At 71.9% G+C, this 12,794-nt stretch carries 11 protein-coding genes; 2 read left to right on the top strand and 9 right to left on the bottom strand.

From position 1 onward, the window contains the following. Positions 1–163 precede the first annotated feature (163 nt). A complete protein-coding gene (locus ACH436_RS06180; protein WP_430559320.1) occupies positions 164–1,468 on the bottom strand; it encodes a glycoside hydrolase family 6 protein in 1,305 nt (434 codons plus the stop codon). 212 nt (positions 1,469–1,680) lie between these two features. Here ACH436_RS06180 and ACH436_RS06175 point away from each other — a divergent pair, with 212 nt between their 5' ends. Further along, the gene (locus tag ACH436_RS06175) at positions 1,681–1,977 is read left to right on the top strand and encodes a type II toxin-antitoxin system VapB family antitoxin (RefSeq protein WP_430559319.1); all 297 of its coding nucleotides are present in this window, start codon (positions 1,681–1,683) and stop codon (positions 1,975–1,977) included. 61 nt (positions 1,978–2,038) lie between these two features. Beyond that, entirely contained in the window at positions 2,039–2,674 is a 636-nt protein-coding gene (locus ACH436_RS06170) for a LytR C-terminal domain-containing protein (RefSeq protein WP_430559318.1), read from the top strand. Positions 2,675–2,696: 22 nt separating this feature from the next. On the opposite strand, the gene ACH436_RS06165 is transcribed toward ACH436_RS06170, so the two are convergent. From ACH436_RS06165 to ACH436_RS06130, 8 genes are all read right to left on the bottom strand, one after another. Continuing rightward, positions 2,697–4,055, bottom strand: coding sequence for a uracil-xanthine permease family protein (locus ACH436_RS06165; protein WP_430559317.1), 1,359 nt, complete (start codon positions 4,053–4,055; stop codon positions 2,697–2,699). 236 nt (positions 4,056–4,291) lie between these two features. Beyond that, positions 4,292–7,000, bottom strand: coding sequence for a Tat pathway signal sequence domain protein (locus ACH436_RS06160; protein ID WP_430559316.1), 2,709 nt, complete (start codon positions 6,998–7,000; stop codon positions 4,292–4,294). Then, positions 6,997–7,674: a DUF1961 family protein gene (locus tag ACH436_RS06155; RefSeq protein ID WP_430559315.1), complete on the bottom strand. Its 678-nt coding sequence runs from the start codon at positions 7,672–7,674 to the stop codon at positions 6,997–6,999. Before ACH436_RS06155 ends, ACH436_RS06160 begins: the two co-directional genes overlap by 4 nt. After that, the gene (locus ACH436_RS06150; RefSeq protein WP_430559314.1) at positions 7,656–8,369 is read right to left on the bottom strand and encodes a rhamnogalacturonan acetylesterase; all 714 of its coding nucleotides are present in this window, start codon (positions 8,367–8,369) and stop codon (positions 7,656–7,658) included. The genes ACH436_RS06155 and ACH436_RS06150 overlap by 19 nt, the downstream gene beginning before the upstream one ends. Position 8,370: 1 nt before the next feature. Continuing rightward, positions 8,371–9,351 (bottom strand): carbohydrate ABC transporter permease, encoded by a 981-nt coding sequence (locus ACH436_RS06145; RefSeq protein WP_430559313.1) that lies wholly within the window; start codon positions 9,349–9,351, stop codon positions 8,371–8,373. Then, positions 9,351–10,325, bottom strand: a complete 975-nt coding sequence (locus ACH436_RS06140) for an ABC transporter permease (RefSeq protein WP_430559312.1) — start codon at positions 10,323–10,325, stop codon at positions 9,351–9,353. The genes ACH436_RS06145 and ACH436_RS06140 overlap by 1 nt, the downstream gene beginning before the upstream one ends. Before the next feature lie 64 nt (positions 10,326–10,389). After that, on the bottom strand, positions 10,390–11,937 hold the full coding sequence (locus ACH436_RS06135) for an extracellular solute-binding protein (RefSeq protein ID WP_430559311.1): 1,548 nt from the start codon (positions 11,935–11,937) through the stop codon (positions 10,390–10,392). A gap of 32 nt (positions 11,938–11,969) precedes the next feature. Continuing rightward, entirely contained in the window at positions 11,970–12,665 is a 696-nt protein-coding gene (locus tag ACH436_RS06130) for a YesL family protein (protein ID WP_430559310.1), read from the bottom strand. Between the last annotated feature and the right edge of the window lie 129 nt (positions 12,666–12,794).

Genomic DNA, 12,794 nt, shown 5'->3' with positions numbered 1-12,794 from the left:
GGTGCGGGCCCCGTCGTCGTTCGCCCGTCGCCCGCCGACCAGGCGGTTGGCACCGATATCCGCCCTCGTGGCGGGCTATTTCGACAGCAACCGCCTGGTCGGCGTCCGAGGATGGCGGGACGGACCGCACGTTCGACGAGCCCTGGCCGCCCGGCCGTCCGCCTCAGTCCAGCGCGGGCACCGCGAGCTCGACCAGCTCGTCCGCCTGCTCGACGAACCACTGCCCGGCGGGCGGGTCGACCATGCCGCGCTCCGGGTCGAGCGGGCCGCCCGTTCCCCGGAAGCACTGGCCGTCGGACTCGCCGGGCACCTTGATCCACAGGTAGGCGTCCACCAGCGGCTCGCCGGTGTCGAGCGTGGGCCGCAGGCCCAGCCCGCGGCCGGGCGGGTTGCACCAGTCCTCGGCGTCGGAGTAGGTGTTCTCGGACGTCGCCGGGTCCCACGGGCCCTGCCCGTTGCGCGAGGTGTCGACGACGAAGGACGTCGTGGGCTGCACGTCACCGAGCTGCTGGGCGTAGCGGGAGTCCACGCCGGCCGTGCTCAGCGCCGGGTCGTCGGCGTCGGCGGTCCACCGCCCGTAGGGCGACATCTCCACGCCCGACCAGCCGTTCGCCGGGCCGCCGTTCCAGTACTGGTTCCCGCAGTCGCCGACCGCCCCGCCCGCCTGCGTGACGAGCGCGAGGCACGACGAGATCCACCGCCCGTACGCCACCGAGTTCTCCGTGTACTGGTAGTTCGAGGCGTTGAGGAAGAACCCGTCCGCGCGCTCGACGCCGGCCTTCAGGAGGCGGTCGGCGTTGTCGCCCACGTTGAGCCACTTGCTGTTGCCGGCGTCGAGGTAGACCTTCGTGCCCGGCAGCGCGCCGAGGGTGTCCACCGCGTGATTGAGCATCGCGAACCGTTCCGCCGCGGCGGTGGCCGGGTCCGCCTCCGCAGGCTGGCACCACTCCGGGTTCCCCTCGACGGTCGTGTACCAGGGGATGATGCCGAGCCCGTCGGGCTCGAGGATCACGACCGCCTGCTTGTTCCCGATCCCGCGCGCGAACCCGTCGATCCATGCCGTGTACTCGGCGAGCGACGTGGCACCGCCGGCCGAGTACTGCGCGCAGTCGCGGAAGGGCAGGTTGTACGCGACCAGCACCGGGACGGCCTTGTCGGCGTGCGCGTGCACGACGACGTCCTTGACGTCCTGCTTCACCTCGCGCGGCGTGCCACCGGTGAACCAGGTCGCCGAGGGGATCGCCGCGAGCGCGAGCGCGTCGTCGCGCGCGTCCCCGGTCAGGCCCAGCTCCTCGACGTGGCCGATCGTCGAGCTGTCCGGGTCGACCCACAGCTGCGGGTCGGACGGCGGTGGCGGCGCCGCGGTGGCCGAGAGGCCGCTGAGGGCCAGGCCGGCGGCCGCGGCGAGGACGAGGGCCGTCCGGACCGCCGTCGGGGCGGAGGGGCGACGAGAGGAACGGAGGACCACGGCGATCTCCTTTGATCGGCGCACGGCGCTCCCGCGATATGAGAGCGCTCCCATCGTGCTGACGGTCCCAGCGTGCCACAGGGGCGCCGGCGGGAGAAGGGGAGGCCGAGAGGCGTCCGGAGCACCGGCCGTGACGGGATCGTGACGGGATCGTGTCCGTATCGCGAGGCAACATCGCGGCCGGTCACAGGCTCGCCCCTACGATGGCAGCCATGATCTTCAAGGCCGTGGGGGACGGTCGTCCCTACCCCGACCACGGACACGTCACCGCCAAGGACTGGGTGGACGTGCCGCCACGTCAGGTGCGCCTCGACGAGCTCGTCACCACCAAGCGCACGCTGGACCTCGACCACCTGCTCGCGGAGGACTCGACGTTCTTCGGCGACCTCTTCGCCCACGTGGTGGAGTACGGGGGCGTGCTGTACCTCGAGGACGGGCTGCACCGTGCCGTGCGGGCCGCCCTCCAGCAGCGCCCCGTGCTGCACGCGCGGGTCCTCGTGCTCCGGTGAGTCCCACCACGGCCGGCGGCGCTCCCGCGAACGATCCCCCGAACTCGGGTAGTTTCTTCGCGTGACATCACCTGCCCCTGACCCGGTCCGCGAGACGCGCCGCAAGCGCGAGCACGAGCGGCAGGCCGTGGTCTTCGGGCTCCTCATCGCGTTCCTGCTGCTCGCGGGCCTGGCGGCTGCCGCGATGTACACCGGCGCCTTCAGCTCGCCGTTCTCCCGCCCCATCCACACGCCCGTGGCCGAGGCGCCCCAGCCGGAGCCCTGCCTTCCGCCGGTCAAGGGCCAGCCCGACGGCGCGCTGCCCGTGCCTTACTCGAAGGTGAAGGTGCGGGTCTACAACGCCGCCGACGGCAGCGAGCCCCTCGCGGGGGCGAACGAGGACGTGCTCAGCGAGCGCGGGTTCGACGTCGTCGACACCGGGAACTGGGTCGAGAAGCTCGGGCAGTCGGAGGTGCGGTTCGGCACCAAGGGCATCACCCGGGCCTACACCCTCGCGGCCCAGTACCCCGACGTCCGCCTCGTGCTCGACGACCGCACGGGCTCCACCATCGACCTGCTCGTCGGCGAGGAGTACAGCCCGCCGCTCAGCGAGGACAGCGTGCTGCTGGACGCCGAGACCCCGATGAAGGACGTCGAGAGCTGCGTGCCCGCCAGTGAGATCACGCCGATCCCCCAGGTGACCCTGCCCAAGAAGTAGGCCGGGCCACCCGGGGGCGGGATCACTCGGACGCGTCGGCCGCCACGGGGGACGACGCCGGCGAGGCCGGCTCCTGGCCCGTGCCGCGCCACCGCGCGATCGCGCGCATGCCGTGGTAGATCACCAGCGCGGCCGCGGTACCGATCGCGATCCCCTCGAAGGTGAGGTCGCCGGCGGAGAACGTGAAGTTCGCGATGCCGATGATCAGCGGGACGGCGGCCGTGGTGAGGTTCACCGGGTTGCCGAAGTCCACCTTGCCCTGCACCCAGATGCGCGCGCCGAGGATGCCGATCATGCCGTAGAGCATCGTCGTCGCACCGCCGAGCACGCCCGCCGGGATGGTGGCGATGAGCGCCCCGAACTTGGGGGACATCGACAGCAGCAGGGCCGTCACGGCGGCCACCCAGTACGCCGCCGTCGAGTACACGCGCGTCGCGGCCATGACGCCGATGTTCTCGGCGTAGGTCGTGGTGCCGGAGCCGCCGCCCACGCCCGCGAGGGTCGTCGCGAGGCCGTCGCTGAACAGGGCCTTGCCCGCGACGTCGTCGAGGTTCTTGCCCGTCATCGCCGCGACCGACTTCACGTGGCCCACGTTCTCCGCGACCAGCACGAGCACCACGGGGACGAAGAGGCCCAGCACCGCCGGCTCGAACGACGGGGTGACGAAGTGCGGGAAGCCGAACCAGTCCGCCTTGACGACCGCGTCGAAGCTCACCTGTCCCTGGAGCAGCGCGGCGACGTAGCCGATCACCACGCCGACCAGGATCGACAGGCGGCCGATGATGCCCTTGAACAGCACGGTGACGAGGATGATCGCGGCCAGCGTGATCGTCGCCGTGAGCGGCGCGGCGCGGAAGCCGGCGTCGCAGGTCTGGACGATCTCGCCGTCGACGACGGACTCGGTGCAGCTCCCCCAGGCCGCCGGGGCGAGGTTGAGGCCGATGAGCGCGACGATCGTGCCGGTGACGACGGGCGGCATGACGACGTCGATCCACCGGGCGCCGGCGAAGTGCACCAGCGCGCCGATCGCCGCGAGCACGAGGCCCGTGACGAGGATGCCGCCGACGGCCACGGACTCGCCGTGCGAGGCCGTCGCGGCCGTGATCGGCGCGATGAACGCGAAGCTCGACCCCAGGTAGCTGGGCAGCCGATTCCGCGTGATCAGCAGGAACAGCACCGTGCCGATCGCCGAGAAGAACAGGGTCGTCGCGGGCGAGAAACCCGTGATCAGCGGCACGATGAACGTGGAGCCGAACATGGCCACCACGTGCTGCATGCCGATGCCGATGGTGCGCGGCCAGCTCAGCCGCTCGTCGGGGGCGACGACGTCGCCGGGGGCGACGTGCCTGCCGTCGCCGTGCTTGGTCCAGCCGAGGCTCATGGTGCTCCGTCCGTCGGGCCCGCGGGGGCCTCCGTGCTCACCGCTGGTCGCTCGCCCGTGAACGTCCGGTGAAGATTGCCGCCGCACAGCGTACTGGCACACCGCGCCGAGGTAGTCCGAACCCTGCCGAGGTAGTTCATGACTCCCTGTCATGAACTACTTCGGCGAGGATCGAACTACCTCGGCAGGTTTCGAACTACCTCGGCAGGTTTCGAACTACCTCGGCGGGGTTCGGACTACCTCGGTGGGAGGCGGTGGCCGACCAGGGCGAGGTTCTGGATCGTCGCGAGGCTGCACTGGGCGGCGTCGTTGGTGGACAGCGTGCGCGCCTCGTCGATCCGCACCAGGGTCTCGGGCGGGAGCACCGGCACCGGGTGGAAGGCCTCCTCCCCCATGAACTCGCCGCCGCGGAAGTAGGCGCTCCACGCGACGTCGGCCAGGCCGTCGTCGCCGAGCCGCGCCGCCGCGTACGCGGCCAGGCGCGAGTGGGCCTGCTCGAGGTTCGTGCCCGACGGCGCGACGCCGAGCTCGGCCTCCTGCTCCGCCGGGGTGGCGAGGTAGAGGCGGCAGTACTGCAGCCACGCGTCCTTGAAGCCGGGGGCGTCGACGAGGCCCGCGTCGACCAGCGACACGAGCTCCGAGCAGATCTCCACCAACCCGAAGACGGCGGACAGGTGCGAGACGGTGACGCGGTCGCGGTCGGTGGCGAACCGGCCCGTGTCCAGGTTGTACAGCGCCTCGCCGGTGAAGAAGCCGTGCCTCAGCGCCCCGATGTCGGTCATGGTGCCGACCAGCCGGTCGCGCGACCGTTCGTTCCCGGTGGCCTCCCAGTCCGCGAGCCAGGTGGCGGCCAGCGCGCTCCAGTCGGTGCCGAGCCCGACGGCGAGCGCGTCACGGCACGGGCGGTAGGTGGCGGCGTCGGGCCGCACCTTGCGCGTCGGGTCGAGGCCGAGGAAGTTCCGGTCCGAGTCGCGCAGCTCGAGCATGAGGTCGCGCGTGTGCTCGTCGCCGGTGAGGAAGTAGTGCGGGCGCCGGTACGCGGGCGTCGAGATGCGCACCTGCTTGGCGCTGCACCCCCAGTGCTGCACGTTGTGCCTGCTGCCGAGGCCCTGCCAGGGGCCTGCGTGGTAGACGTCCACGTCGCCCGTGTGCCGGGTCATGCGCTCGGCGAGCCGGAAGACGTCGGCCCGCCCGGTGCGCAGGAAGGACGTCCACAGCCACAGGTCCGGCGACAGCTCGGAGTTGTCCCAGGCGTACCCGCCCACGTCGTAGCGCCACACGTGCCGGTCGGGGTCGTAGGCGTGCATGACGTCGCCGTAGTTCCAGAACCCGTACCAGGAGCGCTGGTCCACCTGGCCGACGTAGAAGTCGAGCATCGTGGCGAGGCGGTCCTCCAGCGCCGCGCGCTCGGGCGTGCCGCGGTCCACGAGGTCCCAGTCGCCGAGCACGCGCGCGGCGTGCAGCGCCTCGGGGGTGGGCACGAGCTGGGGCCGGACGGCGGTGCCCGCGGCGAGGCGGGCGAGCGCGTCGGCGTCGGGCGTGGCGGCGAACGCGGTGACCGTCAGCTCGTGCGTGCGGCCGATGCCGTGGGCGTTCCCGAAGCCCGGCTCGTAGTCCTCGTAGGTGATCTCGAGGGCGTCGAGCTGGTCGTCGTACGTGTCCTGGCCGAGGCCGTCGTGGTAGAAGCGCAGGTCCATCGGTTCGGCGTCGGGCGACCAGAGCCAGGTGGTCAGGGAGCCGACGTCGGACGTCGCGCGCTCGACGTCGATCCCCGTCGGGTGGGACTGCCAGAACCCGGTGAGGCCGACGGCGAGGCCGCCGCCCGTGTCCCCCAGGTAGCCCAGCCCCTCGGACCGCGTGCCCTGCGCGACGTCGATCCACGGCCGGTCGGGCGCCGTGCGCTTGTGCACGGTGAAGCCGTTCGCGCTCAGCTGGCGCAGCGACCAGGCCTCCCAGGTCGGCACCCAGCGCAACCGGCCGGAGACGCGCTCGTCCCACTGCTCCAGGGGCGGGGTGGCGCGGCCCGCCACCTGCGCCGCGCGCACGTCCTCCCCCGGGTCGCGCCGCAGCCCGGTCACGCCCTGCACCGCCTCGCGCACGAGCCCGCCGCCGGCGCCGGCGAGGCGCACGTGCCGGTCGTACGCGGCGGCCCGGAGCGGGACGTCGAAGCGCAGGCCGAGCGACGAGAGGAAGTCACGCTCGGGGTCGCCGTCCCACACGAACGAGTGCACCAGCCGGAACGTCGGCGCCCCCGCCGCGAGCACCAGGCGCAGCGTGAACGGCAGCCACGAGGGCGCCCCGTCCTCGTGCGCCCGGTCGACGTCGCGGTGGGCACCGGTCACGCGCACCACGGCACGCACGGGCCCGGCCTGCTCGACGACGACGTCGCGGACGACGCCCACGGACTCACGCCGTCCCCGGTGGTCGGGCTCCGGCCGGTCCTGGCGGCTCGACACGAGCCGACCGGCGCGCGCCACCTCCACGCCCTGCACCCGCACGGACCGCACGACGTCGGGCCCGGACCGCCCCACGACCACCGTGCACGCGCCGGTGTCCACGACGACCTCGTCGGCCTGCTCGGTCACCGTGACCACGGGCCCGGCGACGTCCCGCGCGCCCGGCGGCGCGGCGACCACCCGGTACGACGCGCTGGGCGGTGCCGCCGCCCCCAGCGCGACGCCGGACCACTTCACGCTGCCGTCCGGCCAGGTCGCGAGCGGCCAGGTCTGCGCGGCGACGGAGCGTCCCCAGGAGTCGACGACGGCGAGGTCGCCGGCGTCGCGCACGACGCCCGGGCGGAACGGGACGCCGCAGGTGACGCCGCCGACCGTGAGGTCCGGCGCGATGTCGTCGAGCCAGCGCAGCGGGACGTCGACGGCGTCCGGGGCCGCGGGGGTGGCGTGGGGGTCGGTGCGGACGACGGTGTCGGTGGGCGCGGTGGTCATGACAGCGGGGTCACCTCGAGGTTGCGGTAGTGGGCGACGAGCGGGGCCATCTGTCGGAAGCCGATCCGGCCGGCGCCCAGCGGCGCGTCGTCGTGGAACGTGAAGAGGGTGAGGTCGTCGATCGCGAAGGCGACGTCCGCCCCTCGCTTGGTGACGCGCACGCGGTAGTGGCCGTCGGCGTCCTCGGGGCCGGGCAGCGGGTCGGCACCCTGCGCGACGAGCCGGAAGCCCGGGCTCTTGCGCAGGTTGCAGGTGCGGAACCGCTTCTCGGTGGCCCACTTGCGGCGCAGGTAGGACACGTGGAGCGTCGAGACGTCGCCCGAGTGGTACTGCGGGTAGTACCCCGTCCGCTCGGCCAGGGCGGGGTCGAAGAGGTCGCGCCCCTCCGTGCCCGTCGCGGCGAGGAACAGCATCGCCAGGCCGTCGCCGGCGAGCGGCCGGAAGTCCCACGAGATCTCGACGTCCGCCCCGAACACCTCCGGGCACCAGTAGGTGAAGTGCGCGTGGTCGCCGCGGCCGTCGGCCACGAGCGCGGCCTCGTCCGCCGTGCTGCGCAGCACCAGGCCGTCGTCGCGGTGCTCGACGCCGACGGGGCCCTCCGCGACCCACCCGGCGAGGTCGCCGGGAGCCGCCAGCGGGTTGCGGTAGGCCGCCGTCACGGTTGCATCACCCACGCGCCGAGCGGCTCCTCGGCGTCGTGCACGCCCTCGAGGGACGCGAGGGCCTCACCGACGTACCGGGCGACGGCGCGCGCGCCCGCCGTCGTGAAGTGGGTGTTGTCCTTGCGCAGCGCGTCGTCGACGGGCAGCCCGGCCGCCGCGGCGGCCCCGTGCGGGAACAGCTCCGCGGACGCGTCACGGCCCAGCCACCCGTAGAGCCAGCGCGTGAACGCCGTGAGGTCGAGCACCGGCACGTCGAGCTCGTGCCCGAGGGCCCGGACCGCCGCCGGGTAGGGCCCGTGCGACCAGCGCAGCGCGGCGTCGCGCGCGTCGCCGTCGTAGAGGCGCCGCTCGACGCTGGTGGCCAGCACCGGCCGCGCCCCGTTCGCCCGCGCCTCCGCGACGAACTGCGCGAGCCGGTCCGTGTACCCGCCCTCGGCGGCGAGCTCGTCCGGCTCCTTCTGGTCGTTGTGCCCGAACTGGATCACGACGGTGTCGCCCGGCCGCAGCTCGGCGAGCAGCGCGTCCCAGCGCCCCTCGGCCCGGAACGACGCCGTGGTCGCGCCGCCGATCGCGTGGTTGCGCACCACCTGGTCGGTGAACGGGGCGAGCTCGTCGCCCCAGCCGAGCAGGGGGATCTCCGGGTACCCCGAGGTGCGGCCGGAGTCCGTGGGGGCGACGGTCGAGTCGCCCGCGAGGTGGATGGTCATGTCAGCCCTTCACGCTCCCGATGAGCATTCCCTTGGCGAAGTGTTTCTGGAGGAACGGGTAGGCCAGGAGCACGGGGATGGTGGCCACGATGACGACGGCGAACTTGATGCCCTGCGCGGGCGGGGGCAGCTCGGTGCCCATGTCCTGCGCGGACATCGACGCCGAGGCGGTGACCTGCCGCAGGAACATCTGCAGCGTCCACATGTCCTGATCGTTGAGGTACAGCAGCGGGGACATGTAGTCGTTCCAGATGCCCACGGCGTAGAACAGCGCGAACGTCGCCAGCACCGGCTTGGACAGCGGGATCACCACGTGGCGCAGGATCTGCAGCTCGTGCGCGCCGTCGATCTTCGCGGACTCCTCCAGCTCCTGGGGCAGCTGCTGGAAGAAGTTCTTGATGATGATGAGGCTGAACGGGTTGATCGCCATCGGCAGGATCAGCGCCCAGTAGGTGTCCAGCAGGCCGAGCTCCTTGACCACCAGGAACGTGGGAATCATGCCCGCGGAGAACACCATCGTGAACACGACCACGGTCATGATGGTGCGCCGCCCGGGCAGGTCGACCTTCGACAGCGGGTAGGCCATCAGCGCTGTGAGGGCCAGCTGGATCAGCGTGCCGATCAGGGTCACGAGCACGGTGGTGACGAAGGCGCGCACGAACGCGTCCGAGGACAGGATCGAGGCGTAGGAGTCGGTGGTGAACTCCCGCGGCCACAGGAAGAACGGCCGGGTGGTGATCTCCAGCTCCGTGGCGAACGACCCGGCCAGCACGTACAGGAACGGCAGCAGCGCCAGCATCCCCACGGCCACGAGCAGCACGACGTTCACGACGTCGAACGCCCGCCCCGCGCGGGTGTTGAACCGCTGGTGCTGCGTGGAGGGCTTCGAGGCCCGACGGGCGCCGCGGCCGGGCGACACGCCGGGCGACCCGGTGGGCGACACGGTGGGCGTGGTGGGCACGGTGGTGAGCGGTGCGGCCATCAGAAGATCCCCTGCTGGTTGAAGCGCTTGGCGAGCCAGTTGGTGCCGAAGATCAGCACCAGCCCGACGATCGCCTTCGACAGGCCCACGGCGGTGGAGTAGGAGTACGCGCCCTGCTGGATACCGGTGAAGTACACGTACGTGTCGAACACGTCCGCCACGGTGCGGTTCAGCGCGTTGGACATCAGGTAGATCTGCTCGAACCCGGTGTTGAGGATCTCCCCGGTCTGCAGGATCAGCATCACGATGATCGTGGGCCGGATCGCCGGCAGCGTGATGTGCCAGGTGCGCTGCCACCGCCCCGCGCCGTCGATCACCGCGGCCTCGTACTGCTCCTGGTCCACGCTGGCCAGCGCCGCGAGGAAGATGATCGTGCCCCACCCGGTCGACTTCCAGATCGTCTGCAGCAGGATCAGCGGCCGGAACCAGTCCGGGTCCGCCAGATAGTTCGTCTCCGTGCCCGTGACCCCGTCCAGGAACGACGACAACGGGCCCGTGCCGATCGCGAACAGCAGCGCCGTCAACGACACCACCACCGTCCAGGACAGGAAGTGCGGGATGTACACCAGCGTCTGCACCGTGCGCTTGAGCACCGACAGCCGCACCTCGTTGAGCAGCAGCGCCAGCACGATCGTCAACGGGAACGCGACGAACAGGCTCAGCGCCGCCAGGATCAACGTGTTGCCCAGCAGCCGCGGGAAGTCCGGGTTGGAGAAGAACTCCTGGAAGTGGTGCCAACCCACCCACTCGGAGCCCTGGATCCCGAGGAAGGGCACGTAGTTCTTGAACGCGATCTGCGCTCCCCACATCGGCCAGATGCGGAAGAGCAGGAAGTACAGGATGCCCGGCAGCATCATCACCAGCAGCCACCGGTAGCGCACCGCGCGGGCCCAGCGGCGGTGCGGCCGGCGGGGCGCGGGCGGCGCGGCGGGCGCCGCGGCTCCGGCCTGCTCGACGTCGACGACAGCAGTCATCGCAGCCTCCATCTCGACGGGGTGCGGGGCCGGGCCGGTGGGCCCGGCCCCGCACCGAAGGGGGTCAGCCGAGCTGGCTGTAGAGCTCGTTCATCTCGGCCGTGACCGCGTCACCGCCGCTGGACTTCCACTGCGCGATCGCCGCGTCGACGCCGGCCTCGTCGATCTGGCCGCTGATGTACTGGATGCGGGCGTCGGCGATGATCTGGTCGAGCTGGACGCCGTTGGTCATGTACGTCTCGGAGACGAGCGCCGCCCCGGGGTTGAAGACCGCCTTCTCCAGGTCCTTGGCCTGCAGCTCCGCCCGCTCCTGCTCGAGCTCGGCGTCGAACTCCGTCTCCGGCTTCGGCTTGTAGCCCTCGTAGCCCGCGACGTTCGTGCCGATCTGCGCCCACGAGCCGGAGACCAGGTCCGTGTACTCCTGCTTCGACTCGTCGTAGGCCGCGAAGCCGTCCTCGACGGTGAAGTTGTCGCCCTCGATGCCGTTGTTCTGCAGCACCTGACCCTCGGTGCTGGCCAGCGTGTCCAGCGCGGTGAGCACCTGCGCGAGCTGCTCCTCGGTCTGCACGGAGGCCTTCGGCACGGCGAGGAAGCCGCTGTAGCCCGGCGTCGGGAGCGCGAAGTCGCCGTTCGGCCCGGCGATGTTGCCCTGGAGCGCGACGAACTGGTCGTACGTCTCGGGGTCCTTCTCCTTGAACAGCCCCGCCAGCTGGGACGCGCGCGACTGGACGTCGATGATGATGCCGCCCTTGCCGTTGAGGAAGGGCTCGTTCCACTGGGTGGAGCCGTCCATCGTGGCGTAGTCCTTGTTGACGTAGCCGTTCTCGATGAGCTGCTTCTCGTAGTCCAGGGCCTGCTTCCACTCGGGGGTGGTGAACGACGGGATCAGCTCGCCGCCCTCGTCCTTCCACACGTTGCCCGCGCCGAACCATGCCTCGATCGCGTCGTAGGGGCTGCCCGTGCCGATCGACGCGCCCCAGGCGGGGATGATCATCCCGTAGGTGTCGTCCTTGCCGTTGCCGTCCGGGTCGTCCTCGGTGAACGCCTTGGCGAGGGCCATGAGCTCGTCGGTGTTGGTGGGCTCCTCGAGGCCGAGGTTCTCCAGCCAGTCCTTGCGGATGGTGATGGACGTGCGCACGACGTCGCGGGCCCGGTAGACCCCGTAGACCTTGCCGTTGACGCTCGAGGCCTGCTGGACGTCGGGGTTCTCCGTGACGAGGTTCGGGTAGTCGCCCGATGCCAGGTAGTCGGTGAGGTCCCAGAAGCCGCCGGCCTCCGCCGTCTGCACGAAGCCCTGGCTCTTCTGCTGGATCACCATGACGTCGGGGATCTCGTCGCCCGCGAGCACCACGTTGGTGCGGTCGCCGTACTCCGCGTTGGGCACCCACTGCATGTCGAGGTCCAGGCCCGCCAGCTCGGAGAGCTTGGCGCCCACCGGGTCGTCGTCCTCCGGCGGCGTGGTCGAGAAGTACGGGGCCATGATCGACAGCGAGTCGAGCGTCTCGCCGCCTCCGTCGCCGCCGTCGTCGCCGGAGCCGCCGCTGCCGCAGGCGGCGAGCGCGAGGCTCCCGACCGCGAGGAGGGCCACGGGAGCCAGCCGTCGTGTGCGCATGGTGTTCCTTTCGTCGGAGTGCACGTCGTCGTTCACTCGTCGAGGGGGTCGGTCTCCGCCGGACGGTCGCCGAGGTGGCGGTCGTTGGCGGCATAGAAGGACAGGCAGAGGGCCGTGCACAGGTACGCCCACGCGCCGATCGAGACGACGGGCAGGAGGCCGGGCACGAGGGCGGTGACGACGCCGACCAGCGCCGTCGTCGCCGCGAGCAGGAGGGGTGCGCCGGGGAAGCGCAGCAGGAAGGCCCAGGCCAGCCGCGGCACGTCGCGGCCGCGCAGGTCGTAGTGGGCGTCCATCGTCAGGGCGAGCAGCACGTGCACCACGGCGAGGCCGGCGACGACGGCGAGCGCCACGCGCAGCACCGCGGGCGCGCCGTCGAGCACGAGGAGGCTCGTACCGGTGAGGGCGAGGGCCAGCAGCCCGGGCGCCGCGAGGAGGTTGGCGCGGCCGAAGCTCGACGTCCAGGTCCGGAGGAAGACGCGCGCGGTGCGCTGGGTGTCGCCGCGCAGCCGCGTGCGGCTCACGACGGTCGCCGCCGCCAGCGCGGGCGCGACGCCGAGCACCACTCCCCCGGCCAGGGTGCCTGCCAGGACCAGCAGGTTGACCAGCCCCAGGAAGGCCAGGGTGTCGACCCAGCCGAACCAGCGATCGAGCCGGGCGCCGCCGTCGGGAGCGGCCACCGCCCGGGGGGCGGCGACGTCCGCGCGCGCGGTGCCCTCGTGTGCCATGGCCCGGTCCCATCTCCGTCGATGTCCGGGCGCCGTCGGCCCGGTCAGCCTCCGGGTCGGCGACGTCGTCGACCCGGCACGGGAAAGCGATTCCCCGCGTTGAATGGATTCACCGTAGGGTCCAGGACT

The organism is Isoptericola sp. NPDC019693, assembly GCF_044389085.1.
In the GTDB taxonomy this organism is placed as follows: domain Bacteria; phylum Actinomycetota; class Actinomycetes; order Actinomycetales; family Cellulomonadaceae; genus Isoptericola.
The sequence above is the reverse complement of the archived record's forward strand: the minus strand, read 5'-3'. Positions and strand labels throughout refer to the sequence as shown.

Coding starts and splice junctions, on each gene's coding strand:
- ACH436_RS06175 (WP_430559319.1), top strand. CDS start 1,681: ATGATCTTCAAGGCCGTGGGGGACGGTCGTCCCTACCCCGACCACGGA.
- ACH436_RS06165 (WP_430559317.1), bottom strand. CDS start 4,055: ATGAGCCTCGGCTGGACCAAGCACGGCGACGGCAGGCACGTCGCCCCC.
- ACH436_RS06160 (WP_430559316.1), bottom strand. CDS start 7,000: ATGACCACCGCGCCCACCGACACCGTCGTCCGCACCGACCCCCACGCC.
- ACH436_RS06150 (WP_430559314.1), bottom strand. CDS start 8,369: ATGACCATCCACCTCGCGGGCGACTCGACCGTCGCCCCCACGGACTCC.
- ACH436_RS06145 (WP_430559313.1), bottom strand. CDS start 9,351: ATGGCCGCACCGCTCACCACCGTGCCCACCACGCCCACCGTGTCGCCC.
- ACH436_RS06140 (WP_430559312.1), bottom strand. CDS start 10,325: ATGACTGCTGTCGTCGACGTCGAGCAGGCCGGAGCCGCGGCGCCCGCC.
- ACH436_RS06135 (WP_430559311.1), bottom strand. CDS start 11,937: ATGCGCACACGACGGCTGGCTCCCGTGGCCCTCCTCGCGGTCGGGAGC.
- ACH436_RS06130 (WP_430559310.1), bottom strand. CDS start 12,665: ATGGCACACGAGGGCACCGCGCGCGCGGACGTCGCCGCCCCCCGGGCG.